This window comes from Synechococcus sp. MEDNS5, assembly GCF_014279875.1.
GTDB lineage: Bacteria > Cyanobacteriota > Cyanobacteriia > PCC-6307 > Cyanobiaceae > Synechococcus_C.
In genome coordinates this window covers 1,341,544-1,366,224 of the sequence record NZ_CP047952.1, presented here as the reverse complement: position 1 = coordinate 1,366,224, position 24,681 = coordinate 1,341,544, and the positions used below count along the sequence as shown (strand labels likewise).

Annotated in this window: 22 protein-coding genes; 14 read left to right on the top strand and 8 right to left on the bottom strand. The window is 57.8% G+C overall.

Features of this window, described 5'->3' with window-relative positions; genetic code table 11:
* The first annotated feature begins 5 nt into the window (after positions 1-5).
* The 10 genes from SynMEDNS5_RS07340 to SynMEDNS5_RS07295 all read left to right on the top strand — a co-directional run bounded on the left by SynMEDNS5_RS07340 (position 6) and on the right by SynMEDNS5_RS07295 (position 13,135).
* Positions 6-2,798 (top strand): AAA family ATPase, encoded by a 2,793-nt coding sequence (locus SynMEDNS5_RS07340; protein ID WP_186582790.1) that lies wholly within the window; start codon positions 6-8, stop codon positions 2,796-2,798.
* A 491-nt stretch (positions 2,799-3,289) separates the two neighbouring features.
* The gene (locus SynMEDNS5_RS07335) at positions 3,290-3,904 is read left to right on the top strand and encodes a hypothetical protein (protein WP_186582789.1); all 615 of its coding nucleotides are present in this window, start codon (positions 3,290-3,292) and stop codon (positions 3,902-3,904) included.
* A gap of 306 nt (positions 3,905-4,210) precedes the next feature.
* A complete protein-coding gene (locus SynMEDNS5_RS07330; protein ID WP_186582788.1) occupies positions 4,211-4,774 on the top strand; it encodes a recombinase family protein in 564 nt (187 codons plus the stop codon).
* A 66-nt stretch (positions 4,775-4,840) separates the two neighbouring features.
* The gene (locus SynMEDNS5_RS07325) at positions 4,841-6,439 is read left to right on the top strand and encodes a DUF4041 domain-containing protein (RefSeq protein WP_186582787.1); all 1,599 of its coding nucleotides are present in this window, start codon (positions 4,841-4,843) and stop codon (positions 6,437-6,439) included.
* 106 nt (positions 6,440-6,545) lie between these two features.
* Positions 6,546-8,096: a phage terminase large subunit gene (locus SynMEDNS5_RS07320; RefSeq protein ID WP_186582786.1), complete on the top strand. Its 1,551-nt coding sequence runs from the start codon at positions 6,546-6,548 to the stop codon at positions 8,094-8,096.
* Between the two features lie 145 nt (positions 8,097-8,241).
* The gene (locus SynMEDNS5_RS07315; RefSeq protein WP_186582785.1) at positions 8,242-10,863 is read left to right on the top strand and encodes a tape measure protein; all 2,622 of its coding nucleotides are present in this window, start codon (positions 8,242-8,244) and stop codon (positions 10,861-10,863) included.
* Between the two features lie 277 nt (positions 10,864-11,140).
* Positions 11,141-11,638, top strand: coding sequence for a hypothetical protein (locus SynMEDNS5_RS07310; RefSeq protein ID WP_186582784.1), 498 nt, complete (start codon positions 11,141-11,143; stop codon positions 11,636-11,638).
* Positions 11,638-12,264 (top strand): hypothetical protein, encoded by a 627-nt coding sequence (locus SynMEDNS5_RS07305; protein ID WP_186582783.1) that lies wholly within the window; start codon positions 11,638-11,640, stop codon positions 12,262-12,264. The genes SynMEDNS5_RS07310 and SynMEDNS5_RS07305 overlap by 1 nt, the downstream gene beginning before the upstream one ends.
* Before the next feature lie 249 nt (positions 12,265-12,513).
* A complete protein-coding gene (locus SynMEDNS5_RS07300) occupies positions 12,514-12,864 on the top strand; it encodes a hypothetical protein (protein ID WP_186582782.1) in 351 nt (116 codons plus the stop codon).
* 7 nt (positions 12,865-12,871) lie between these two features.
* Positions 12,872-13,135, top strand: coding sequence for a phage minor head protein (locus tag SynMEDNS5_RS07295; protein WP_186582781.1), 264 nt, complete (start codon positions 12,872-12,874; stop codon positions 13,133-13,135).
* Between the two features lie 134 nt (positions 13,136-13,269).
* Here the strand turns inward: SynMEDNS5_RS07295 and SynMEDNS5_RS07290 are convergent, their stop codons facing one another.
* The 4 genes from SynMEDNS5_RS07290 to SynMEDNS5_RS07275 all read right to left on the bottom strand — a co-directional run bounded on the left by SynMEDNS5_RS07290 (position 13,270) and on the right by SynMEDNS5_RS07275 (position 16,017).
* Positions 13,270-14,688: a recombinase family protein gene (locus SynMEDNS5_RS07290; protein ID WP_255440058.1), complete on the bottom strand. Its 1,419-nt coding sequence runs from the start codon at positions 14,686-14,688 to the stop codon at positions 13,270-13,272.
* 33 nt (positions 14,689-14,721) lie between these two features.
* Positions 14,722-15,081: a sigma-70 family RNA polymerase sigma factor gene (locus SynMEDNS5_RS07285; protein ID WP_255440057.1), complete on the bottom strand. Its 360-nt coding sequence runs from the start codon at positions 15,079-15,081 to the stop codon at positions 14,722-14,724.
* Between the two features lie 114 nt (positions 15,082-15,195).
* Complete coding sequence (locus tag SynMEDNS5_RS07280; protein ID WP_186582779.1) at positions 15,196-15,735, bottom strand: YqhA family protein; 540 nt, start codon at positions 15,733-15,735, stop codon at positions 15,196-15,198.
* Positions 15,736-15,777: 42 nt separating this feature from the next.
* Entirely contained in the window at positions 15,778-16,017 is a 240-nt protein-coding gene (locus tag SynMEDNS5_RS07275) for a hypothetical protein (RefSeq protein WP_186582778.1), read from the bottom strand.
* A gap of 78 nt (positions 16,018-16,095) precedes the next feature.
* On the opposite strand from SynMEDNS5_RS07275, the gene mfd reads away from it, so the two are divergent.
* The 4 genes from mfd (at position 16,096) to SynMEDNS5_RS07255 (ending at position 21,032) form a co-directional block, all read left to right on the top strand.
* The gene (mfd, locus tag SynMEDNS5_RS07270) at positions 16,096-19,638 is read left to right on the top strand and encodes a transcription-repair coupling factor (RefSeq protein WP_186582777.1); all 3,543 of its coding nucleotides are present in this window, start codon (positions 16,096-16,098) and stop codon (positions 19,636-19,638) included.
* A 90-nt stretch (positions 19,639-19,728) separates the two neighbouring features.
* Complete coding sequence (locus tag SynMEDNS5_RS07265) at positions 19,729-19,893, top strand: hypothetical protein (RefSeq protein WP_186582776.1); 165 nt, start codon at positions 19,729-19,731, stop codon at positions 19,891-19,893.
* A gap of 115 nt (positions 19,894-20,008) precedes the next feature.
* Positions 20,009-20,494, top strand: coding sequence for a hypothetical protein (locus SynMEDNS5_RS07260; RefSeq protein WP_255440056.1), 486 nt, complete (start codon positions 20,009-20,011; stop codon positions 20,492-20,494).
* A 43-nt stretch (positions 20,495-20,537) separates the two neighbouring features.
* The gene (locus tag SynMEDNS5_RS07255; RefSeq protein ID WP_186582774.1) at positions 20,538-21,032 is read left to right on the top strand and encodes a hypothetical protein; all 495 of its coding nucleotides are present in this window, start codon (positions 20,538-20,540) and stop codon (positions 21,030-21,032) included.
* On the opposite strand, the gene SynMEDNS5_RS07250 is transcribed toward SynMEDNS5_RS07255, so the two are convergent.
* From SynMEDNS5_RS07250 to SynMEDNS5_RS07235, 4 genes are read right to left on the bottom strand one after another with little or no spacing between them, the layout of a single operon-like run.
* The gene (locus tag SynMEDNS5_RS07250; RefSeq protein WP_186582773.1) at positions 21,023-22,375 is read right to left on the bottom strand and encodes a S41 family peptidase; all 1,353 of its coding nucleotides are present in this window, start codon (positions 22,373-22,375) and stop codon (positions 21,023-21,025) included. The genes SynMEDNS5_RS07255 and SynMEDNS5_RS07250 overlap by 10 nt on opposite strands.
* Before the next feature lie 36 nt (positions 22,376-22,411).
* Positions 22,412-23,647, bottom strand: a complete 1,236-nt coding sequence (gene ispG, locus SynMEDNS5_RS07245) for a (E)-4-hydroxy-3-methylbut-2-enyl-diphosphate synthase (RefSeq protein WP_186582772.1) — start codon at positions 23,645-23,647, stop codon at positions 22,412-22,414.
* 36 nt (positions 23,648-23,683) lie between these two features.
* Positions 23,684-24,259 (bottom strand): uracil-DNA glycosylase, encoded by a 576-nt coding sequence (locus tag SynMEDNS5_RS07240; RefSeq protein ID WP_255440053.1) that lies wholly within the window; start codon positions 24,257-24,259, stop codon positions 23,684-23,686.
* Positions 24,256-24,669 (bottom strand): VOC family protein, encoded by a 414-nt coding sequence (locus SynMEDNS5_RS07235; RefSeq protein ID WP_186582770.1) that lies wholly within the window; start codon positions 24,667-24,669, stop codon positions 24,256-24,258. Before SynMEDNS5_RS07235 ends, SynMEDNS5_RS07240 begins: the two co-directional genes overlap by 4 nt.
* Between the last annotated feature and the right edge of the window lie 12 nt (positions 24,670-24,681).

Genomic DNA, 24,681 nt, shown 5'->3' with positions numbered 1-24,681 from the left:
GATTGATGGATACTTCATTTGATTTCGACCCCCTCGAGGAGGGTGCTTTTGAAGCTGCCGAAAAACGGCGGCTGGAACTCGATGAGCAGGATCGAACCTGTTGGGAACGGGAGCAGGAAGCATGGCTAATCGATCGGCCCAACACCGCCACCGACGAGAAGCTGCTCAAAGCCCTTGGATTGGTGGGTCCTGCTGATGCTCTGCCGAAGCACGACCCAGACAAAGAAGCGTACGAAAAGGCTTATGAAGTCTGGAAGTCGCGTTGTGAGGACTCCTCGGCTCAAGAGGCGTTTGCCGAGACTTTCAAGACCTTCAAAGCTGAACGCGAACATTCTGCGATTGAGGTTCAGGCGGTTGCCTCCCCTGAGCAGGAAGCAGGGCTGATCGACACGGATCAGGCCGACCGGATGCTGAAGGCCCTGGGCATCACCAAGGTGATCGCTTGCGCCTACGGGGCGACGAACCACTACACACCCCGACGGCGCCAAGACGGTCGCTACCTCTGGGATTCGATGCCCGCCGTGGTGGATTGGGCTGCGGTGGAGCGTGATCTGCAGCGGCCTGGTGACTGGAGCTTGGGATTCATCAGCTGCCCTGGCGGCACCCGCACGCTGGACAGACCAGGGCGGCCAGCGGAAATCTTCGAGTGCAGCCTGCTGGTCTACGAAATCGATTCGATCGCCAAAGCCGATCAATGGAAGCTTTGGGAGCAGGCAGGGCTGCCCGAGCCCACCCTGGTGATGGACAGCGGCCGCAATTCGCTGCACGTCTGGTATCGGCTGGCTGCGCCGGTGTCGGTGGAGCAGGGCCGGATTGCGCGGGAGCGATTGGCTGCGGCAATCACCGAGGTGCTGCCCGGCGAGGCCAAGGCCGACACCTCGATGGTGAGCCCCCACCAGCCTGCACGATTGGCCGGTGGCATCCACCCCAAGACCGGCGAGCGCAGCACCATCGTTTTGGAGACGGGCAACGTCTTCGAGCTGGACGCGCTGATGGCCCTGTGCCGCGAGTTGCCCGAGAAGGTCAGCTCGGATCGCACCGGCACGATCTGGCGCGATGACGAGGACTGCCAAGTGGACAGGGCTGATTTGCCGGAGTTGCCGTTGTCGAAGCCGGTGCCGTTGTCGCTGGCCCTGGGTAATACCACCGTTGAGTTAATCGCCAGTGGCATGGAACCAGGCCAGGGTGGTCGACGTGTCGCTGCCAATCGACTTAGCAAAACGCTGCAGGCAGCCGAAGCGCAGCTGCAGGAGCTGGGCCAGCCGTTCGAGGGTTCAGCCCTGGAGCTATGGCAGCAGTTTCTGGAGCGCAGCAACAGCGACGGCGATCTGGATGATGTCGATCAGGTTTACGACGCGCATTGGGAGCAAGACCACATCGGTGAAGGCGACCTGAGCCAAGCAGGGCTGCTGCTGCGGTTGCGCCAATTCGCCATCGACAACTGTGGGTGGGATCCCGATCACTGGATCAAGAACCCGGCGCCTGGCGGGTGGATCGCAAGGGCCAGGGCCTTTACGCAGCAGAACCTGGAGAAGCTCCGCGAGCTTTGTTCTGAGGGCAATCGCCGCAACCGCGAACGTGTTGTCGCGAAGGAGGTGAAGGCTGTGCGGCCTGCCTTCTCCACCCTGATGGAAAAGCTTTACGACGCGGTGGTGAAGGAAGACGAAGACCGCGAGATGAGCATTAGGGCGGAGCTGTGGGAGAACTACAGATGCCGCGAACAGACTGTTGAAATCCGCCTGTTCAAGTTGCTGCAGAAGCGGGCCATCGGGTTCAAGCCCAACCAGAAGACGAAGCGTCGGGGCGTCAGTTTCCGCAGCATCGCAGGGACTGAATGGAAGCTGCCTGGCTTCTTGCCATCCAACGACATCACGCTTGTGTGGGGGATGCGGGGATCGGGCAAAACACGCCTAGCCCTGGAGATTTCTGTGCAGGGGATGCAGGGCCAAGGCTTGTTGGATCGTCCCGCGAACCTCAACCCCACCAAGGTGCTGTTCATTGCTTCTGACTCCGGTGGCGATCCCCTAAAGGAGGAGCTGCAGGATATGGGCTTTGACGTGGACAACGATCCACTGTTTGACCCCTCCACCGATCTGTTCGAGCTGTGGTGCTACTCGCAGGAGGAGCAGCAGGAGGCTTGGGGTTGCGGGATTCGTGGCCGCATCGAGCTGTTCGAGTGGGCCAAGGCCAACAAGGGTGCTGTGGTGGTGATGGACAGCGCCAAAGCCATCACGGCGAAGGGTGGTTGCGATTACACCGACAACGCCACCGTGACGGAATTTATGACCTTCCTAAAAGAGTGCGTCTGTCCGTTCGTCACCGTGCTGGTGGTAGCTCACGACGGCACCAGGCCAGGCAGGGCTGGTGGTGCTGCTGCCTGGGAGGAAATCCCATCAATGGTGATTGGTTGCGAGAAACCCAAGGATGAAGACGGCAAGCCAATGGCAAGCCAACGCCTGCTGACCGTCCACAAAAGCCGCAAAGCTGATGAGCGTGGCTTCTCCTACAAGGTGGCTGAAGACGGCCGCCTAGCCCTGTGCCCTGGGGCTGAGGTTGTGGGTGACATGCGCACCGCCATCGTCAACCAGATGGTGGAGTGGTGGGACCAGGGCCGACCGACAGCCACCACCGATGAACTGGTGGAGGCCCTGCGGGGCAAGCGCTTCATGTTGAGCCGCAAGACGGTGCAGAACAACTGCAGCGATCTGATCCGTGGCAAGACACCCAAGCTTCAGCGGGTGAAGGGAAAGCAGGGCACCTTCAAGGTGAACCCGTATTGGCTGCGCTCGAACCGCTGAGGGGTTTCCCCTATAGGCGTGCCCATTTCTCGGGAAGATTTGCCCATCCCACTGGTCAGATACCAGTCGGGGAGGGCTTTTTCATTGATTGTTTCCCTTCCCGCTTCCCGGAGATTTGCGGGAAGATGCAGGGCAATCTCACTGCAGCGCAATGGATCTCGGCTAAAGGTTCCCGCCGGGAAGATTTGATCTAATCGCTGAGATGGTTGTTGTAGCAGTGGATTTCAAAGAAACTTTCCCTACAACAACACCCCCCTATAGGAGGGAGGGAATAAGTAGAGAGACAGGGCGTCTCATTATTGTCTCAAAATGAGAATCACCAAGACGCAGGGCTGGGGGTGGGGCGGTCGGTCGGTCGCGGTCGGTCGGTCGGTGATCGCAGCGATCGGTGTTGATGAGGTGAGCAGCTCGATGAGAGCAGGCAGGGCTAAATGGTGGGATGTTGATTAAAACCCGCTAGTCTGGCTTTAAGTAATACTTAAACCGACAAAATGGCGATTAAAGTAGAGAAACTCCGCAAATCTCGCCGAGATCGCATCACAAATGTCGTCGCACCTTTGGTGGCGGAAGGTGCAACAATTACTCGCATTCAGGAAGTAACAGGATTAAGCCGCAAGATTTGCTGGGAAGATTCACTCGCGGCAAAAGAGATGTTTCAAGATACCTATGAATTAGATTTTGAAACTATTCGCGGAGAATTGGCGGCAAAGCACAACATGCTGTTCAACTTTGCGCTACAGGATTACAAGAAAGGTGCAGGCACCAGGGCATTAGAAACCGCAGGCAAGCAGTTGGATTCACTGGCGCGCATTTATGGCGTTGCCGGTGGCATCAGTCTCCATGCCCACAATCACCAGGGCAGCATCACCGTGACCACCGAGGCAGTTGGCGATCTGTTCAAGCCATTGGATGCTGGAAGCTACGCCGAGATGGTGGCCGCTAAGGCATTGCCACCATCCGAAGCGCAAGAGCTGCCCGACGTGGAGCTTGAAGCCGAAGACCTGGGCACCGACGACTGGGGCTCGGCTGTCACGACCCCCGGCGTGATGGAGGTCGATGAGCCCAAGGCCAAGAAGACGGCACGTCCCTACCCCTTCCGCAACTGAGGCATTTCGGCACCAACTTCCGACACCACCAAATCCATTGCGCCACGGTTGCTCTGCTTTCGTGCCGAATGTCGTGACATCCGACGCGCTGAAATGCTATTATTGGCAAAGTTCCGACACACCCAACGAGCTAACCCCGCTCCACTGACTCAGCCACAGGGCTGGAGCGACCCACCACCCCACCTCGACGGGGGGCAGGGTTGCGATCTGAGCGAAGGGGGCATGCCAACGAGTTCTCGCCAACACCCAGAACCCCTCCCAATTTTTTGGGGGTCTGAATTCCGTTTTCTACTGTGCTAACCCGCCATGACGCTTATTGGATACGCCCGCTGTTCCACCACCAAGCAAGACACGCAGGCCCAGCTCGACGCATTGGCTGGAGCGCAATGTGATCAAATTTTCAGCGAACACATCTCCGGCGCAGCACCGTTTGATCAGCGTGTGGAGCTGCAGAACGCCATTGCAGCCTGTTCGTCTGGTGATGTGCTGGTGGTGGCCAAGCTCGACCGCCTGGGACGCTCCATGGAGGACTGTGTGTCACGAGTCGCAGGGCTTCTGGATGACGACATCCACGTCCGTACCCTCGACGGCCGTGTTGACACCAAGGGCCTGGGCAAGATGGCGAAATTGGTGGTGGGCATCCTGGCCGCCGCTGCCGAGATTGAGCGCGAACTGATCCTGGAGCGCACTGATGAAGGCCGCCGCAGGGCTCAAGACGCTGGAGTGAAATTCGGCCGCAAGCGCACCTGGACACCGGAGTTGGCCGCCACGGTGAAGCAGTTCCGCGATCAAAAAATGAGCTACGGCGCAATCGCCAAAGCGTTGAACATCAGCATCAGCAAGGTGCGCCGCATCCTCGACGCCGCCTAAATCCCCCAGTTGGGGGATATGCCAAAAGCATCTTGATGCGAAAATGCTATTAGCTATTCAGCGTGCATGTTCAGACTCATCTCCTTAGCTAGTGCTGTCGGCGGTGTTGTAGTAACCATCGCAGCGCTGGGTTCTCCAGAGCAAGAAAGAATCGAAATGTTTGTAGGGGGATCTGGTCTTTTCGCTGGCTCGGCAGTCGCGGCTTTATTGGCTGATGCAGGAGTACGCAGAAAATTCAAACCAATCCTTGATGTCGAAAAAGAAACTCGATACAGGCAAAGGCTTGCTCAAAAAGGATTGGAAGATGTTCAGAAGAAGATAGAACATCAACGAAAGCTTGCTCAGGAAGAGCTCGATAAAATCGATCAAGCAAAAGTTGCCGCCAATAACAAGGTCAGACTTGCTGATGAGCATCTGGATCTGCTTCAGCATGAAGTGGCAGATATGAAGAACCAGAAGAAAGGACTCCAGGATGAAAATGCAGGACTTCGTCAGCGAATTAATGACTTAAATCAGGATGTCGAAGACCTTTTGGACCTTGATGATGCGGGTTTTGCTGCCCGTCGCTATCCGGGCCTTGATTCAAAGCGCCTCGCTGATTTACTTAAACAAAACCGAGAGAAGCAAAAGGCTCTAGGCAAACAGCTTCTCCAAGAATGTAAATTGACTGAAGTGACCGTTGGAGGGTCTCGCACACAAGGAGCTGCCTTCGTTCGTCAAACAGTGACTGCTCTTCTACGCGGCTTCAACGGTGAATGTGATGCTGCAATCTCAATGCTTAAACATTCCAACGACTCGACTGTTCTCGGCAAGATCGAGCGCGCCTTCAAGTTCTATGAAAAGCAGGCAAGGACTCGTGTTGAGATGCCATGGGATAGTCGCCTTTCAGAGCTGAAGGTTGACGAGGCTTACCTGGTTCACGAAAACGCCTTGACTAAGCAGGCTGAGCGGGAAGAGCAGATCGAACTCAGGCGCCAAGAGCGTGAAGAAGAACAAGCTCGCCGAGAGGCAGAGGAGGCTAAAGAAGCTGCGGAGCGCGAGGCCGAGAAGTACGAGCAGTTATTGGCTAGAGCTCGTGAAGAGGCTGCTGCTAATGACCAAAGTGAGGAGTATCTCGAAAAGATCAGAGAGCTAGAGCGTCGTGTCCAAGAAGCCGAAGACAACAGAGAGCGAGCTATCAGCCGCGCACAGATGACCCGTAGTGGTCACGTGTATGTCATCAGCAATATCGGCTCCTTTGGCCACAATGTCTTCAAGGTTGGAATGACTAGGCGTCTTGAGCCGACTGACCGCGTCCGTGAGCTTGGAGATGCCTCAGTTCCTTTCCCATTCGATATCCACGCGATGATTTTCACTGAGGATGCGCCGGGCTTGGAAAATGCGATTCACAATCGAATCAGCGCACGCCGTCTAAATCTGGTGAACCTCAGACGAGAGTTCTTCACCATCACTTGGGAGGAATTGGTTCGCGAAGCCGAAGCTGCTGCGGAAGAAATCGGAGTCACAGCAGAAATTCGATGGACGCGCATCGCGGAGGCTGAGCAATACAGGCAGAGCGTCTCTGAGCGCGCCGATACAAATCAGCCCCTCAGGTTCCTGGAGCAAAAGCGTCTTCAAAAAGTAGATGCAAATGCTTTTGCGAGTTCATCAACAGGAGTTGGCTAAGTCCTTAGCTGAAGCGTGGCATCAGCATGCGAACTAAAGCAACGCGTCGACTTCTCAAATCGTTTTGCTGAATTTACTTGCCACAATGAAGTGATGCAGCAGGACTGTGACCGAAGCAACTGGAACGCGATACCGCCGCAAACCGAACCAACCGCCAAAGGCTGACGACAAGCGCCTGAAGGCCAACAAGAACAAACCACCCGCCAACGTCAAGGTCGAGACAGGGCTACCGGAACTGCTGGACCACCAGCGAATGGCGATTTCAGTGCCAGACGATCACTGGCTGTTGATGGCGGGGGGCCGCGGGGGTGGTAAGTCGTGGACGCTGGCCCTGCTGCTGGTGCGTGATGCACTCAGATTCGGCAAATCCTTCCGTGGAGCGCTCCTCCGAACCGATCTCGCCGGCCTAAAGAAACTGCAGCAATTAATCGAAGAATTTTGCAACCAAATCCCCCAACTTGCTGGAACGCGCTATTTAGTAGGCCAAAAGACCTTCGAGTTTGCGAACGGCGGCAGGTTATTTCTCCACTACCTAAAGGACGAAAATGCCTTCGCCCGATTCCAGGGTGAGGATTTAACGCACTGTGCGATCGATGAAGGCGCGATGATCAGTGAGCCTGGTCCGATCCTGCGACTCTGCAGCTCGCTCCGCTCACCAGACCCCAATATCAAGCCACGGCTGCTCATGACAGCCAACCCCGGCAACCTCGGATCACTGTGGATTTTCGAGAACGTAATCAGCCGCGCCACCCCATGGCAACCCTTCCACAACGAGCTGTTCAACCACAGCTTTGTGGTCTGCCACTCAACGGTCCACGACAACAGCTTCTTAGACGTCGAAAGCTACGTCGCAACCCTGAAGGCATCGGCCAACAACGACCCGGCCAAAATCCTCGCTGAAGTTTGGGGTGACTGGAGCGCTACCCCCGCCAGCTTCTTCGGCCATGCGCTGAGCGAACAACGCTCGAAGGTGCCCTGGATCGGCGACCAAATCCGCCACCTAAAAGACTTCAGCACCAAAGACCTCTGGATCGGCCTGGATTTCGGCGTGAGAGCCCCATCGTCGGTGGTCCTGGCCTACCGGACCCGCAGCCCGATCAACCTGCCTGACGGGCGTGTGATCGCCCCACGATCAGTGATTTTGCTCGATGAGTATTACAGCTGTCTTCGCGAAAAAGACGGCACCCGCCGCTGGGAACTAGGCGACGCAACGTTGACGGTGCAATCCCTCGCGCACCACATCGAACATCTGCTGGAACGCAACGGCATGGTGCTGAATGCGATCCCCCAGCTCCACCGCATCGCCGATGCGCAGATCGGTGCCGCAACCGGCGGAATGGACGGCAGCATCGGCCATCAGCTGGGACGCTACGGCTGCAAATTCGCTGCCGGCCCCAAAGGAAGCAGGGCCACCGGCTGGGCGTTGATGTCGTCAATGATGGCCAACGCTGGAACGGAACTTGCTGGCCTGTATGCCACCGAACGAATGGAATCGTTCTGGGCCACCGCCCCACTGGCGCAACACGACACCAGCAAACAGGACGACCTGCAGCTCAATGCCGACCACACCCTGGATGCCGTCCGTTACCTGTTGATGGCCACTGCCGACCAGCGGTACAGCGGCCAAGCAGGCCAAAGCGGCATCCGCGTGTGGTGAGTTTAAGAACTGATTAAGCCACCAAGCGCACGACTGCTGCCCATCAGCGGACGGTGGACCACCTCCTAACTGTGGGAAATAGCACAATAGAGCCATAAAAAATGCCCGCTAAAATGGCACTAATAAGCCCATTTAGTGGTCGATCGTGGCAAATTTCAACGCCGATATTCTCCTTAAGGTAAATTCCACCGCTGCAGAGCGGCAAATTAAAAAAGTAGATCGCAATCTGCAGAAAATTGAGGAGACAACCAAGGATATTCTGAGCGTCGATAAACAAATCGTCCGTGAACGCAGAGCATTAACACGCGTCAGCGCCGAACAAGCCACCAGGGCAAAAAAGCGCATTACCGACCTGCGGCTGCAGCGAACTGAGCTGGCCCTACAGAAACGCGAACTGCAGCAGATCAGCAGGCTTGAACAACAGCGTGTCAAGAACTCCAGAGCCGGTGGAGCTGGACTCGGCAAAGCTGCTGGCGCTGGTGCTGCCTTCGCAACGGTCCCAGGCCAGGACTTCCTGCAGGCCGGTGCTGCTGGTGCGTTAATCGCAGGGCCAAAGGGTGCAATCGTTGCTGCCGCCGTCGCAGGGACGCTGAAGGCTGCCAACGCTTTGGGTGAACTAGGCAAAGAATCCTCAATCACCGCAGCTGAAGTCGGGAAACTGGAAACAGCTCTTCGGGGTGTTGCTGGCTCGAATTTCGATAAGTCGCTGCAGCTGGCCCGTGAAGTGAGCGAAGACTTCAACGTTCCGCTGAATGAAGCGATCGGCAACATCACCAAGATCACCGCAGCCGCCGACTCTGTTGGTCTGAGCTTCAAAGACATCGACACGGTCATTCGTGGCCTAAGTGCCAGCAACAAGGCACTGGGCGGCGACCAAGAAAAACTCAACGGCACTCTGAACGCAGCGATCCAGATCCTCTCGAAAGGCAAGGTTCAAGCCGAGGAACTTCGCGGACAGATTGGCGACCGATTGCCTGGTGCGTTTGGACGCTTTGCCGAGTCTCTGAAGATCAGCACCGCAGAGTTGGATAAGAGACTTAAGGACGGCAAGGTCACGGTGGCCGACTTCGTCACCTTCACCCAGGGCGAGCTGGATAAGTTCGGCGAAAACGCAAAAGTGATTGCCGACGGTCCCGATGAAGCCGGGGCACGACTGAAGCAATCCCTCACCAACTTGAAGCTGGCCCTGGGACCGCTGACCAAGTCGATCGGCGCGACTTTCCAAGACCTAGGCACAGAAATCGTCAAGGGTCTGACAAAGGGTGCAGAGGCAATCCAAGACCTTCAGCGTGGTGCGCTCCAAGGCCAGTTGAAGATCGAGCAGGGCCTGAAAACCAACATCGAAAAGCGTCTGGCCGAAGTTGCTCCAACGGACCAAAGCGGGCCACAGGTTCGAGCACTCGAAAGACGTCTGGAGGCATCAAACGAACGGATTCGAGAACTGCAGCGACTCCTTCAACCGCTCCTTGCACAGGATGGATTCATCGGACCACCAGCGCCGACAGTCCCCAAAACAAAAACCGAGCAATACAAGCAAAAACCCGACCCCGATGCAGTCAAAAGGGCAGCAGACGCAGAGAAACGGCTCCGTGCTGCAGAACAGGCAGTGTTCACCCAGCGAGAACTGAATCGACTGGCTGCTGACCTGGCACGTGCAGAACTTGCCGGGAACGATGCGCTTGCTGCCCGACTGCAGGGCATCAGAGACGAACTCAACATCCGAAACAGGTTGTTCGGCCAGCTGGAGAACGAAGCAGACGCAAGAGTCCGCGCTCAACTAGAAACCAAAGCGCTGCTGGACATCGATAACGTCCGAATCGGTGTTGGCCAAAAGCTTGCCCAGATTGAAAAGGACCGCACCTCACAGCTGAAGGACCAGCGCAACCTTCTGCTTCAGATTGCGGGCTTCGAGCGCACCATCGCAGGTGCCAGTCGTATCGGGGGAGATCCAACGCAGGGCCTTAGAGACCAGCTGCGGAGCCTTCAAAACGAGCGCAAGTTTGGCGGCGATGCCGATTTAGCTGCGCAGGTTGAGGATCTGGTGCTGAACAAGGGGGTCCCCTTCAACGAGGCATTCGATCTTGCAGAACAGGTAAAGGCACAACGGGAACTCAACGCCGAAACCGAGCGTTACAACCAGCTGATTCAAAGCGTCGGCAACACCATCGAAACCGGCATTGTTGACGCGATCGGATTAGCAGTCACCGAGACGGACCGACTGGGTGAAGCAATGAAGAGTCTTGCCAGCGACATTTTGCAGGCAATCGGCAAAGCACTGATCCTGAATGCTGTGACGGGCGCTGTTAGTGCCCTGGGCGGCAAGGATGGCGTTGGTCTGTTCTCAATCCTCAGTGGGAATTTTGGGAAAGTTCCCCGTTTTGCTGATGGCGGCGTGCTGCCCAGCACAGGGCCAGCGATTGTGGGCGAGGAAGGTCCAGAGCTGGCGCTTTCAAGTGGCGGTCGGACGACAATCGTGCCGATGTCCGATGCGATGGCGCGATACAGCCCGAGCAACGGCGGTGGTCGAGCTGCAGGTGCTGATGGAAGCAGCATCAGCGGCGGTGCTGCTGGTGGGCAGAGCGGCCCGATCCATATTGAAACGACCGTCATCAACTCCGTTGAATACCTGACCGTCGATCAAGGTGTTGCCTTGGCGCGTGAAGCTGAAGAGCGTGGGGCCAAGCGTGGTGCTGCAGGTGGCTTCACCAAATCAATGAACAGTCTGAAGAACAGTCGCAGCCAGCGCAGCCGATTGGGCCTTCGCTGATGGAACGCGGCACCTGCTCGGAGTGGTTGGCTTACTTGGATGAGATGGATCCACCGCCAGAGGCCTGGAGAGACCCGGAGTTTGTGAACGCTGTTAGTTGGATTCTCATTTGCTTTATCCCTCGACGGCTCGGGCAGCGATTAATTGATGCTGGCTACAGTAGCAATGTATAAACAAAGCTTATAATAATTGAGACAGCAAAAGATTTAGTTTCATGGCTTGGTATTCAACTTGTGACAGCGTGCTTAGGCGCTGGTCTGCCGTTAGTGAACGCCCCATGCCCGATGAAGGTTTCGGTGGATTTGCAGACCAGTTTGTCACTGAATCATTTCAAATTAGGCTTGCTGACCCAGAGCTGGTCTCGATCTTGGATGGAACTTGCAACGCAGGGCTAAAAGCTGATGTTCTTGCCGGCAAGTGGGATTCAGTTCGCCCAACTGATGAGCAGCAAGCCGAAGCAGCACGCAAAGCAGAAGCACAACGATTGTTTGATAGCAACCCATTTGCTAATGGTGGAAATCTCACCGACCAAATGAAATTGCAGCAGTTAGCACCAGAGGCAGCTGCACAACTTCAGGAAGCAGCGGCCAGACAACAGCAGCCAGAAATGAATGAGATGCGTCTCAAGCAGATGGAAGCCGAGCAACGGAAAGCTCGTGAAGCCAGCATGTTGAAAGGGATGGCCATGGCCCAAGCCGAGGAAAATATGCGTCTGCGCCGTGCGCAATTGCTCCGCCAGCACCAGGGCGATGTCCGTGCAAACCGGGTTCGCTGATGAGAGTTAAATACGTCGGCGATGTTGTTCCCCACCTAAAGAATCAGTGGGTTGATATTCCAGATGATTTGCATCTGTACCAAGCCACCAGCTGGATCGAAGTAAACCTCAAGGAACCTGAAATCGATGCTTACGAGCCACAGGGACAGGAACTGGAAGCGGAGGTCGCCGAACGAGTTGAGGATGTGGATGAACTGGGCGAGATGCGAGAGCAACTCGCAGCACTCCACGATCGTCTATCCGAGCCCGATGTCAGCAGGGCAGCAGAGGCCATCTCATCGACGGCTCGAGCCATGCAATCCAGTTGGAATATCAGCCAAGACCTCAAAAAACTCGAAGAGCAAGCCCGCTCTCAAACATCCCATAATCAGGCACTCCAAGAGCAAGCCCAATCTTTCGCCAAATCAGCAGAGAAGGAAAGAAAAAAGACGACAGACTTAATTGCAGCGAACCAGAAGATAGTGAATAACGCATTTAATTCTTACTCCAGTGAGATGAAAGCCCTACGCAACAAAATTGCAGAAGCAGATCACGAGATTCGAATGCTGAAACAAGCAGCATCCGAGAACAGCGCCCTCCTTAAAAAAGCAGGCAAAATAATCAAGGAATGGGAGGCCAGGGCATGAGTGGACGATCACCGACGGCGTATTTCACTCAAAATTCTTTACAGGAGTTCAGTCGCAGATACGCATCGCTCACAGCATCACTTCATTCCCTAGCCATGGAGGTGGAACAGAAAAAGTTCCCAGGTAGTAGTTGCCGGGAATGGAAGCATCGAGCAACTGCAATCTCATCAGCGGTGAAAGTATTAATCGACGGAAAAACCCCACCGCCCCAACTGATCAGGATGGGACGTCCCAAGAAAGGTGAGTTGGATGACTGAACAAGAATATCTCGACCAACAGGAATCATTCCTACGTGGCGTCGAAAAGGACATCGCTGCACAGGTTCGACCAGAAATGGAAGCCGCCATCCGCACGATGGAAAGCCTGCCTGATGACGCCAGCAAAGCCGAATACGCTGCTGCCCTGGCAGGGCTAAACGACACGCTCGCCGATGCAATCGGTGCCGCAATGTTCACCCATCAGCGTCGCATCGCGGAGGGTGCACAGGCCATCGGCGGTGGAACGATCCCCCCAATGAAATCCCCAGCCGAATTGCTCAGATACGGCACGGTCGATTCCGAGAACATCGCCAATCAATTCGAGAGGAAGACCGATGTTTAGTAATTGGATGCAGAACCTGTTCGGCCAGGGCAGGAAGCAAATCGAGGCTCAGGTCACTGCAGCCATTGCAGCCGGCGTGTGGGGCATCAGCAGCCAAATCGAGCTGGATACCTGGAACGCATCAACGTATCGCTGGGTCACCAAAGAAGACGAAAAGGTCTGTCCAACGTGCCGGCCAATGGACGGAATGTTGCTGCTGAAATCAGAGCTTGCCGCCCACCCAGCCCATTGGTCCTGTAGGTGTGCATTGCTGCCCGAGGAATCGGGTTGATCTCTGCAGAACGGAAGTCAGTGGCTTTCGGCGGGCGTGATCAGGGCGCGATCGACGGATCCGGTAGTGCCGGGGGCACCAGCACTACCGAGCCCACCAAACACCGACCCCCAGTGGTCCGATCAACTAGCAATTCAGTGCAGCCCTGCCTGTTCCAGCGTCAGCTGTATCTGCTCGGCCGTCACCGGAATCAGCACATTGTTCTGGTCCTGCGGCAGTGGAGCCTCGGCAGGGCTGGTGCGACAACGGACAGCGATCACCCTGGCAGTGTTCACACCTTCCCCAAGGTCCACGACGATTGAATCCAGCAGCTGGTGCAGCACGTTGTTGAGCTCGGCATCTTCCTGAAGCCAGAACGTCTGCGACCGAAGCGCACCAACGAGCAAACGGACTGGTGCGGTGTTGTCCACATTCCGTAGCCGTTGAATTTGGCGTTCTTTCTCTTCAATGACCGCTTCAGTGCCGCTGATCGCTTTCAGCTGGGCAATCTCAGCCTCGAGCGTGAACACTTCGGGTGGGTCAATATCTGGCCGTGCCAGCAATGGCACCATGGCCAGGGCGTGAAGGTTGAGCGCGTACTGCAGAACGCTGAACACCTGATCTACGCGGATTGATCTGCTGTTCTGAGTGCAAACCCGATTGGCACAGCGCAGGTATTGCAGATCTGGCCGGTGATACCGATAGGTGAGAACGCATCCGCAAGCAGAACAGCGCCCCAGTCCCGTGAGTATCCGTTGCTTTCGCCCTGCGCGGCCTTGATTGTTCTTTCCCTGCTCCAGTCGGATCTGGATGGCCTTGTGCTCGGCATCAGTCACCAGGGCCGGAAATGTTTGCTCGGACGCAACCTCATCGCAGTTTTTGGTTTGGTGGTTCGCTTTCCACGTCAGTCGGCCAGTGAGCATCGGTGAGGCCAACCACTTGGCCATTTGCCGATGACTCATGCTGTGGCCGGGTTGTTTATCCACCACCCGCCGATACAGGGCCATGACGGAATCACCGGCCAGAAACCATTCAATGCGTTGTCTGGCAAGCGGGCCTGTGACTGGATCGATCTCGATGGCAACGAAACGGCCGCTGTCGTTGCGCACCTTCCGGTAACCGAAGGGCAGCTTCGAGCGTGCCGGCAGTCCCTGCTCCCGGGCCGACCGCATCGCCCTGCGGACTTTCTCGCCGTAAAGCCTGGAGCGGTGTTCATCCAGAGCGCCAATGATGGTGGTCATTAGTCGGCCGTCGGCCGAATGCACTTCCAATTCACGGCCGTTGAGATCCACCAGGGCCACTTTCTGGATGTGGCAGAGCTGAACAAAATCCAGCACTAGATCCAGGTTTCGGCCCAGTCGATCCTGCGATGGGCAGATCACTTGCGACACCTTGCCGTCGAGGATCCATTCCCGCAGCTGCCTGAACTTGGGGCGGTGTTCGTCTGAGCGGCCGCTGCCGACTTCCACCAACACGGTTTCGGCCCCGGCGCGTTCCAGCTCGATGGTTGCTGCCTCGAGCGGGTTCGTGGACATCTGCTGCTGGTCCGAAACCCTGCTGTATCCGACGCGCATCACCGCAACCCGCTGCAATCACTATGCGCTACGTTAGACCCGGTACTCCTTGATCCGCCAAGGAATCCTCAGGGTGTGCAAGCGATCACGCCTGTAATGAAGAATCTGTCCCGTTGCTTTTGGCATCGCATAGCTGCTCACCTGGTGGCCTCGGGAGGGCTCGAAGCGGTCCAAACTTTTGACGAGTCCGAGACAGGCTTCCTGGCAGAGGTCGTCGTACTCGCCACCGCCGCGGGGCAGCTGTCGATTGGCGGCATGGTGAGCCAGCCCCAGGTGTTGCAACACCAGTCCGTTGCGCTTTTGAATTGATGCAGGAATTGGTCGGTGCTGCTCCCGGCGCTGGAGACGTTCGAGCCGGCGGCAGGGCTGCGTTGGTACTGGGGTGGAGGTCATTTGTGGGCATGGCGTTGGAACCTTTTCACCGTCCGCTGCCTGTGCCTTTCTCTGCCTCCCCCCTGGGGATGAACGCCTTTCATCCTTTAGGGGGATGCAGACCCAGAACCCTCTTCAGTGCTTGCCCGTGCGACCGATCAGATAGGCGCTGAAGGCCAGCATCAGCACCCCGGCGCAGTACTGAAGGAGTTCGGTGATGGTTTTCACCTCGAAGCTCACCATCAGCTTGAAGGCGGTGACGATCAGGGCAACGATGATCACTTTGGTGAGTTTCTGCTTCAGCCCATCAAGGGATTCGATGTTGAGGAGATTGCGCCGTTCCTGGGAGTTGTCCTGCTGGCGGACATCGATGTCGGAAATGATCAACTCGTAGATGCCATACCCGAAAATCAGTAGGGCAATGCCGATCAGGTAGAAATCAATCCCACCAACCACCTTGCCGATTAACAACGTGCTGTTGGCGTAGGTAAAACGGCCCTGAAACACCTTCGAGAGCACAGCCAGCTCTTCGTAGGTTCCGAGCACGAAGCAACTGATGCTGCCCATCAGGCTCATCACCACAGGAATGAGCGTGATGAGGCGAAACCTCCAGATCGCGTTCTCGAAGCGACGTTCCATCCGGGGTTTGCGTATCGGTTTGAGGTTGTCGCCCATGGTGTCGCGATCTCTCGGTCCTCCTTAGCAGCCAACTCGCCTTCAGGCCGTGGTCTGGGACGCCGGCGGACGTGGGGCCGGCATCGGGGTGAGCAAGGCTGGGATGGAGATCGCGATCAAGGCGGATCCAACCGCCAGCAGCACCAGCAGAGGACCGGGCCGCACTAGCGGTTGGCGCTCCATCACGGTGCGACAGCGAGCACACACCGGAACCGATCCCTTCGGTGGATGAAGGACGATCGCAGGACCGCAACAGCATTCAGGGCAGCGGTAGCGGGGCATAGGAAGCGAAACCTGTGGCAGCGCACGAAGGCGTGCAGTGGATTGCGACAATCATGCGTTGCCGCTTGTGGTCACGCCATGCCCCTCAGCTCCTTGGTGCGTCTGCTGCAGACCTCGGCGCTGAGCGGTGAGCTGTGTGATCGAATCGAGCGTGCTGACCGCTTGCTGCTGCGTGGTGCTGGTCGTGCTGCCCGCGCTTTGGTGGCCAGTGCCATGGCCCGCCATCAGGACAGGCCCCTGCTGGTGGTGGTGCCCACCCTGGAGGAGGCCGGTCGCTGGACCGCGCTGCTTGATCTGATGGGCTGGCGCAGTGCCCAGCTGTATCCCACCAGTGAAGGCTCTCCCTATGAACCCTTCGATCCCACCAGTGAGATCACCTGGGGGCAGTTGCAGGTGCTCAGTGAATTGCAATTGGAGGGGCAGAGTCGCGACCTGGCGATCGTGGCCACAGAGCGCTGCCTTCAGCCGCACCTGCCGCCACCGCAGGTGCTCGCTGACCGCTGTCGCACCCTGCGCAAAGGCGACACCCTCGACCTCGAGGCGTTGGCCATTTCTCTCAGCCAACTGGGCTACGAGCGGGTGTCGACGATCGACCAGGAAGGCACCTGGAGTCGGCGCGGGGACATCGTGGACGTGTTTCCGGTCAGCAGTGAGCTGCCGGTGCGGCTTGAGTTCTTCGGCGATGAACTCGACAAACTCAGAGAGTTCGACCCCGCCAGTCAGCGCTCTCTGGATCCGATCGACAGCCTGCGGTTGACCCCGACAGGTTTCAGTCCCCTCATCGCTGAAGCCCTGCGCGAGTCGATGCCCGATGGACTGGATCAGCTTCTGAGTGAGCAGGCTCTCAATGAGCTTCTCGAAGGCGGCACCCCGGAAGGCATGCGTCGGTTGCTCGGGCTGGCTTGGCATGAGCCTGCGTCTCTTCTCGACTATCTCCCCGCAGGATGCTGTGTTGCTATTGATGAGCGCCGCCATGGGCGTTCCCATGGCGAGCAATGGTTCGACCATGCCGAAGAGCAGTATGGCGATCTAGGCCTGCCCATGCCGAGGCTTCACCGCCCGATCGATCAGGCCATGGCTTTGGCCGCTGACTTCCACGGTTTCGATTTGGCGGAGCTCCAGGAGCGTGACGACCATCCCAATGCGTTTGATCTCAACAGCCGGCCGGTGCCGGCGTATCCGAATCAGTTCGGCAAGCTTGGTGAGCTGATCAAGGGCTACCAGCAGGAGAAGCAAGCGGTCTGGCTGCTGTCAGCTCAGCCGAGTCGTGCCGTCGCCCTGCTCGAAGAACACGACTGTGTCAGTCGTTTCGTACCCAATGCGGCCGATGCCGCAGCGATTGAACGCCTGGTCGAGCAGAGCACACCGGTGGCTCTGAAAACCCGTGGTACCGCTGATCTTGAGGGACTGCAGCTGCCCGCATGGCGCGTGGTTCTGATCACTGACCGCGAATTCTTCGGGCAGCAAACACTCACCAGCACGGGGTATGTGCGGCGGCGCCGGAAGGCGGCCAGTCGAACGGTGGATCCCAACAAAATGCGCCCCGGCGATTTCGTGGTGCATCGCAACCATGGCATCGGGCGTTTTCAGAAACTTGAGAAACTGGCCATCAGCGGCGAGGTGCGCGACTACCTCGTTGTGCAGTACGCCGATGGCATCCTGCGGGTGGCCGCAGACCAGCTGGGAAGTCTGGGCCGATACCGGGCCAATAGCGATGCCCCGCCTCAGCTGAGCAAGATGGGCGGCACGGCCTGGGTGAAAGCGAAGGAACGGGCAAGCAAGGCCCTGCGCAAAGTGGCGCTCGATCTGGTGAAGCTCTACGCCGAGCGTCATCAGGCGCCGGGGTTCGCCTTTCCTGTGGATGGTCCCTGGCAGACCGAGCTTGAGGAGTCGTTCCCCTACGAACCCACGCCCGATCAGCTCAAAGCTACGGCAGAGGTGAAGAGGGACATGGAGAAGTCTCAACCGATGGACCGGCTGGTGTGTGGTGATGTGGGCTTCGGCAAAACCGAGGTGGCGATCAGGGCGATCTTCAAGGCAATCACCGCTGGGCGTCAGGTGGCCATGCTCGCCCCAACGACGGTGCTGGCCCAGCAGCACTGGCGCACCCTCTCCGAACGTTTTGCCCCATACCCGATCAAGGTGGCCTTGTTGAACCGGTTCCGCACGGCTGGAGAACGCAAGTCAATCCTTGAGGGATTGAAGAAAGGCACCATCGATGCTGTGGTCGGCACCCATCAGTTGCTCAGCAAAAGCACGGCGTTCGACAAGCTCGGCCTGCTTGTGGTGGATGAAGAGCAGCGCTTCGGGGTGAACCAGAAGGAAAAGATCAAGGCTCTACGCAAGGACGTCGACGTTCTCACGCTGTCAGCAACACCGATTCCGCGAACGCTTTATATGAGTCTTTCGGGTGTGAGGGAGATGAGCCTGATCACCACACCGCCTCCGTTGCGGCGTCCGATCAAGACCCATCTCGCTGCTCTCGATGACGAGGCGATTCGCAGCGCGATCCGTCAGGAACTGGATCGTGGCGGGCAGGTGTTCTATGTGGTGCCTCGGGTGGAAGGGATTGAGGATGTGGCTGGTCAGTTGCGCCAGATGCTTCCTGGGCTGAAGCTGTTGGTGGCTCACGGCCAGATGGCTGAGGGTGAGCTTGAAAGTGCCATGGTGGCTTTTAACGGTGGTGAAGCCGATGTGATGCTTTGCACCACGATCGTGGAGAGCGGCCTCGATATTCCTCGGGTGAACACGATTCTCATCGAGGATGCGCATCGTTTCGGACTCGCCCAGCTGTATCAGTTGCGCGGACGTGTGGGCCGCAGTGGCATTCAGGCGCATGCCTGGTTGTTTTATCCCGGCAATGCCTCCCTGAGTGAGGCCGCGCGTCAGCGTCTGCGGGCGATTCAGGAATTCGCTCAGTTGGGAAGTGGTTATCAGCTGGCCATGCGCGACATGGAAATTCGCGGCGTCGGCAACCTGCTCGGTGTTGAACAGAGCGGGCAAATGGAAGCGATCGGCTTCGATCTCTACATGGAGATGTTGCAGGAGTCTTTGGCGGAGATTCAAGGGCAAGACATTCCTTCAGTGGATGACACCCAGGTGGATCTGCAGGTAACGGCCTTCATTCCTGCGGATTGGATCACCGATGCAGACGAGAAGATGGCTGCGTATCGCGCTGCAGCGGAATGCCTCAGCAGTGATGAACTCGTGGAGCTGGCTGCTCTTTGGGCCGACCGTTACGGAGCGCTGCCAGGACCGGTTCAGTCATTGCTGCAGCTGATGAATCTGAAGCTTCTGGCCAAGCGCTGCGGTTTTTCCCGCATCCGTCCAGAGAAGCCGAACATTGCCCTGGAGACGCCGATGGAAGAGCCTGCCTTCAGGCTGCTCCGGCAGGGCTTGCCCCAACATCTACACGGCCGGTTGGTTTACCAAGCCGGAACAGGCGCTTCGGCCAAGGTGCTGGCGCGGGGGCTGGGGGTTCTGCCGATGGACAAGCAGCTCGACGAGCTCAAGGGCTGGCTGGAGCAGATGGCTGCTCAGATCCCTGGTACCGACGGTTTGACCGCCGAACAGCGAGAGCAGCAGCAGAGGGACCAAAACGAGGCTGTTCTGAGCGTCTGAGCCATGGGTGCGCTGATGGACCAGGAAAATGAGAAGCTTCCGACACATTGCGCAATTCTTCGTTACAGTGATTTTCAGATTTAGGGAACCATGGGCGAATTCATCGATCCGATCAGTTCCGTGGGCTCCTTCGGCCTGCTGTCCAGCCTCGTTGGAGCTGCAGCTCTTGGTATTTATGCCCTGTGGCAAGACGATTCTCAAAATGATGACGACGACTCCAGCCCCGGTGGTGGTTTGATGCAACCGGTTGCCTGAGCCGCACCGTCTTCCGGAGTCAGTCATATCTCGTCAAAACCATCACCCAGTTGGGTGATGGTTTTTTTAATGCGCCGTCCGAGGGTGGATGAGTCCCTTGCTGAGGTCTCTCTCCATGCCTTCAAGGTGTCAAGCCCTTCTGTTGGGCGGTGTTTCTGTTGTTGTCTTAATTGTTCTGCCCGCTCGCGCGACGTCCTGGGATGCCATCGATGCCCTGCGGGGAAGACTGACCCGCGCCGGTGTGCGTGTTGTTCAGCAGGACTGCTCTCGCCGCGGTTTGCAGGGCCTTTATCACCCCAGAAGTGACACCCTCGTGGTGTGCCGATCCCATCAGACCCCTGCTCAGGTTTGGGACACCCTGGCCCATGAAGCTACCCATCGCATGCAGCAGTGCGCTGGTGGGCCGATCACCGACCAGCGGCATCACCGATCGATGGCGGCCGCTCTCGTGCGCAATCATCCCGCCGAGATCCGTTCCATGCGTGCCTATCCCCGGGAGCAGCAACTGGCGGAGCTGGAGGCCCGGTACACAGCGAAGCTTCCTCCTCAGCAGGTTCTTCAGCTGTTTGACCGGTACTGCGGATCGCAGGTACGCGTCTAGGGGATTGGAGCCAATAAATCCCGTTCTTTTCTTCTCGTTTCGAATGAATTCACTTCTCATGCAACTTGCCATGGCCGCACTCGGTCAATTCGCCAATGGTGGAAGCGGCATGCCCATGGGCATGCCCGTTGGTGGCTTCCCGGCCGGCGTGGGTGTTCCTGCGGCACCGGTTCTTGGGCCTCGCCGCTCCGGACCTGCCATGCCCCCCACTGGCCAGACCTCCTCACTCCAACTGGCCTCCTTGGCCACAGTGACCTGCCTGTTGCGTGAGGGTAAGCTCAGCCGCAACCAGGCGCTCACCATGCTCAGCCGTCAGGGTGATGCCTGGGGATGGGATAGCCAGTGGGGACGGCGCATTCCGATCGCTCGGGTTGATCAGGCCATCAGCGCCGCTGGTGGGTGTGCGGCGATGGTGACCCGGATTCAAGAAACAACGCCAATCTCTCCTTACTCAGCCGTTGTTCCAGTCAGCGAACGGCCGCTTTTCGGCGGCAGTCGCAGTGAACAGGAGGGATTCGGTCTCTATCCCTACCGCTGAAGGGCTGACTGCAGATTGGCGCTGCCCGGTTGATAGGCCTGACCCTGACCGGGCGAGCGGAGAGCCTTGATCAACGTGGTTTCTGCAGCTCTGTACTGACTGTCCTTCCCTGTCCCCAGCTGTTCGACGGTGAGCGATTGAATTTCCTCTTCGCTCAGTTCGACCGGCACATCAGGACGGATCCCGTTTTTGTGAATGTCCGTGCCCTTCGGGGTGAGGTACTTGGCGATCGTGACGGTGAGTCCGGAACCATCGGAGAGTCCCCGAACCGACTGAACCAATCCCTTGCCGAAGGTTTTCTGACCGACCAGCACAGCTCGGTTGTTGTCCTGAAGAGCACCCGAGAGAATTTCACTGGCACTGGCGGAGCCCTCATTCACAAGCACCACCACGGGGCGGTCCGTGACCGCACTACCGGTGGCGCGGCGGACGTCTTGAATCCCGTCCCGTGTTTTGGTGCTGACGATCGTGCCTTCGTCCAACCATTGACGAGCGATATCCACGCTGGCTTCCAGGAGGCCGCCGGGATTGCTGCGTAGATCGAGAACAAAACCCTGGGCACCTTGCTTCTCAAGGTCTCGAATCGCGGCCCTCATCTCCCGAGAGGCTTTGGCATTGAACTGCTTGAGGCGGATGTAGCCCACCTTTGTGCCGTCTGAACCGGTGTTGAGCCGGCTCTCGACGGCGTTAATCTCAATGCGAGCACGTTTGAGGGGAACGATGACCACGTCCCCTTTGCGGCGCAGTCCAAGGGTGACTTCGCTGCCTTCCTGATCGCGGATCAATTTCACCGCGTCTTCGGTGGTCATCCCCTTGGTGGATTCCCCATCGATTGAAACGATCACGTCCTTGGGTTGCACGCCAGCCTTCGATGCTGGAGTTCCCTCGATCGGCGACACCACCACGATGTCTTTGGTGTCCTTGTCGAGAGTGATCTGAATGCCCACCCCGGTGAGTTCACCGGAGGTGTCAATCTGCATCTGTTTGAACTCTTTCGGGTCCAAAAAGCGCGTGTAGGGATCGTCGAGGCTGGCAAGCATCCCTCGAATCGCTTCATACGATTCATCAGTGCCTGCGTAACTCTTGGTCAGCAGGTCACGGCGCAGGGTTGTCCAGCGCTCTGGTGAGTAGTTACCGGTGGAATCCAGGTAATCGCGATACACGATTTGCCAGACCTGATCGATCACCTCCTTCGGGCTGTCAGTGATCGACGATGACGTTGTACTCGGAAGACCCAATCCCGGTGCTGCAATCGCCACGGCGGCCGCGATGCCTCCGGCACCGAGAATCAGCAGCAAGCCTTGGCGATGGGACTGCTCAGGGCTCAGGCGGGGGGTGGGCATAACGTCCTAGAGGACTGATTCTTCAGAGTAACGACATCAGACGGGATCCACCCAGCGTCCGTCTTCCTTGATGAGCTGGATCAGTGCTTCAACCCCTTCGGTTTCCGGCACCTTGCGGATCTCATCACGCCCTCTGTAGAGAGAGATGACCCCAGGGGTCTTGCCGACGTAACCGTAGTCAGCATCAGCCATCTCACCCGGACCATTCACGATGCACCCCATCACGGCGATGTCGAGACCGGTGAGGTGGGAGGTGGCATCCCGAACCTGATTCAGCACCTCCTCGAGATTAAACAAAGTGCGACCGCAGCTCGGGCAAGCCACGTATTCGACCATCGTTTTACGCAATCCCAGGGCTTGAAGGATTGAAAAGCAAACAGGGATTTCTTTCTCGGGTGCTTCGGTGAGTGAGACGCGAATGGTGTCCCCGAGGCCCTCGGCCAGGAGCGTGGCGATACCGGCGGTGCTTTTGATACGGCCGTAGTCCCCATCACCCGCTTCCGTCACTCCGAGGTGGAGGGGGTAGTGGAATCCCTCGCGATCGAGGGTATCGGCCATCAGGCGGTAGGCCGCAAGCATCACCGGAGCTCTGGAGGCTTTCATCGAGATCACGATGTTGTGGAAGTCGAGTTCATCGCAGAGACGGACAAACTCCATGGCGGATTCCACCATTCCCTCGGGCGTGTCGCCGTAGGTGAACAGCATCCGTTCGGCCAGTGACCCATGGTTGACACCAATGCGTAGGGCCTTGTTCTGAGTCTTGAGGATTTCCACCAGGGGAGCGAAGTCATCCTTGATGCGCTGACCGATGGCTTCGAATTCTTCACGGCTGAAGTCCTGCCGATCCGGGTCGGGTTTATCGAACACAAACAGTCCCGGATTGATGCGCACCTTGTCCACGTGCTGGGCCACTTCAAGGGCGATGCGAATGCCGTTGTGATGCACGTCCGCCACCAATGGGACTCCGCAGCCCTGGGCCCTGAGGGCTGCGCGAATGTCTCCCATGGCCTTGGCATGAGCCATGGAGGGCGTGGTGACGCGAACGATCTCGCAGCCTGCTTCGGCGAGCCGGCGGATGCCTGCCACGGCACCCTCGATATCAAGGGTGTCTTCGTTGATCATCGACTGAACGGCGACAGGGTGCTCACTGCCGATCGGCACGTCACCCACCATCACGGTGCGGGTCCGGCGCCGGTGAATGACCGTGTCGTAACGCTGACTCCGAGCGGTGTCAGTGCCGGTCTGAGAAGCGGTGGCCAGGGTGCCAGTCATGGATCGTTCAGGGACCTTGGCCAAACCATGGCATACCTATCCCCCCTGTGCGCTGAGCCTGCGTTTCGCTTCCTGTAAATCCTGGAGGGTCAGGGTCTGGGGGGAACCGGCCTCCCGCGATCGAAACCGCAAGAGATAAGAGGGATGAAACACCGGCATGAAGGTCCTTCCCTCCTGCTCGTGCCACTGACCTCTCAACTTGCTGATTCCGCTTTTGATCCCGAGCAGCGCCTGTAGAGCCGTTGCTCCAGCCAACAGCACCAAGGAAGGATTCACGAGCTCGAGTTGTTCCCTCAGCCAGGGTCTGCATTGCCTCATCTCCTCAAGCGTGGGCTTTCGGTTATGGGGAGGTCTGCATTTGATCACGTTGCAGATGTAGAGGTCTTGGTCCTCATCCAGATCCGCTTCCTTCAGAAGTTCACTGAGCAGCCGGCCAGAACGGCCGACGAAAGGAAGCCCCAGATTGTCTTCGTCGGCTCCGGGAGCTTCGCCGATCAGCATCAGATCGGATCGTGGGTTCCCTCTCCCCACCACAACCATCTTCCGGTGATGAGCGAGATCACAGCGCTGGCAGGCTGCACATCGATTTTCAAGCGTGTCGAAACCCTTCACATCGCCTCCTGTGGAGCCTCCTTTGATTGGATCACCAAAAGCAAAAAGCGTTGACCTTCGGGATCTTTGAGCCAGCATTCCGCGCCGAAAGATTCCTGGCGGGGTTCTTCCGTGCTGGATCCGCCCAGGGCGATGACTCCATCGCGCCAGGACCGGAGGTCCTCCAGGCTGTTGTGGCTTGTCACCCGCTGAAGGCAAGGTGCCAGCACGGCGCCTGAGGCAGGCCATGGGCGACGTCGTGACGGCGTGTAGATCTGCAGCGACCCTCCCTCCGGTAAGGGAACGATCCAATGGTGTTCCGCCAGTCCCGTGCAGGCTTCGGTCTGAAGCAGACCGGCATAAAACGCTGCCAGTCTTTGAGGGTCCCGCGCGGCCAGGACCCAGCTGAGGGTGAGCTTTGGGTCTTGCATTTCACTATGTTC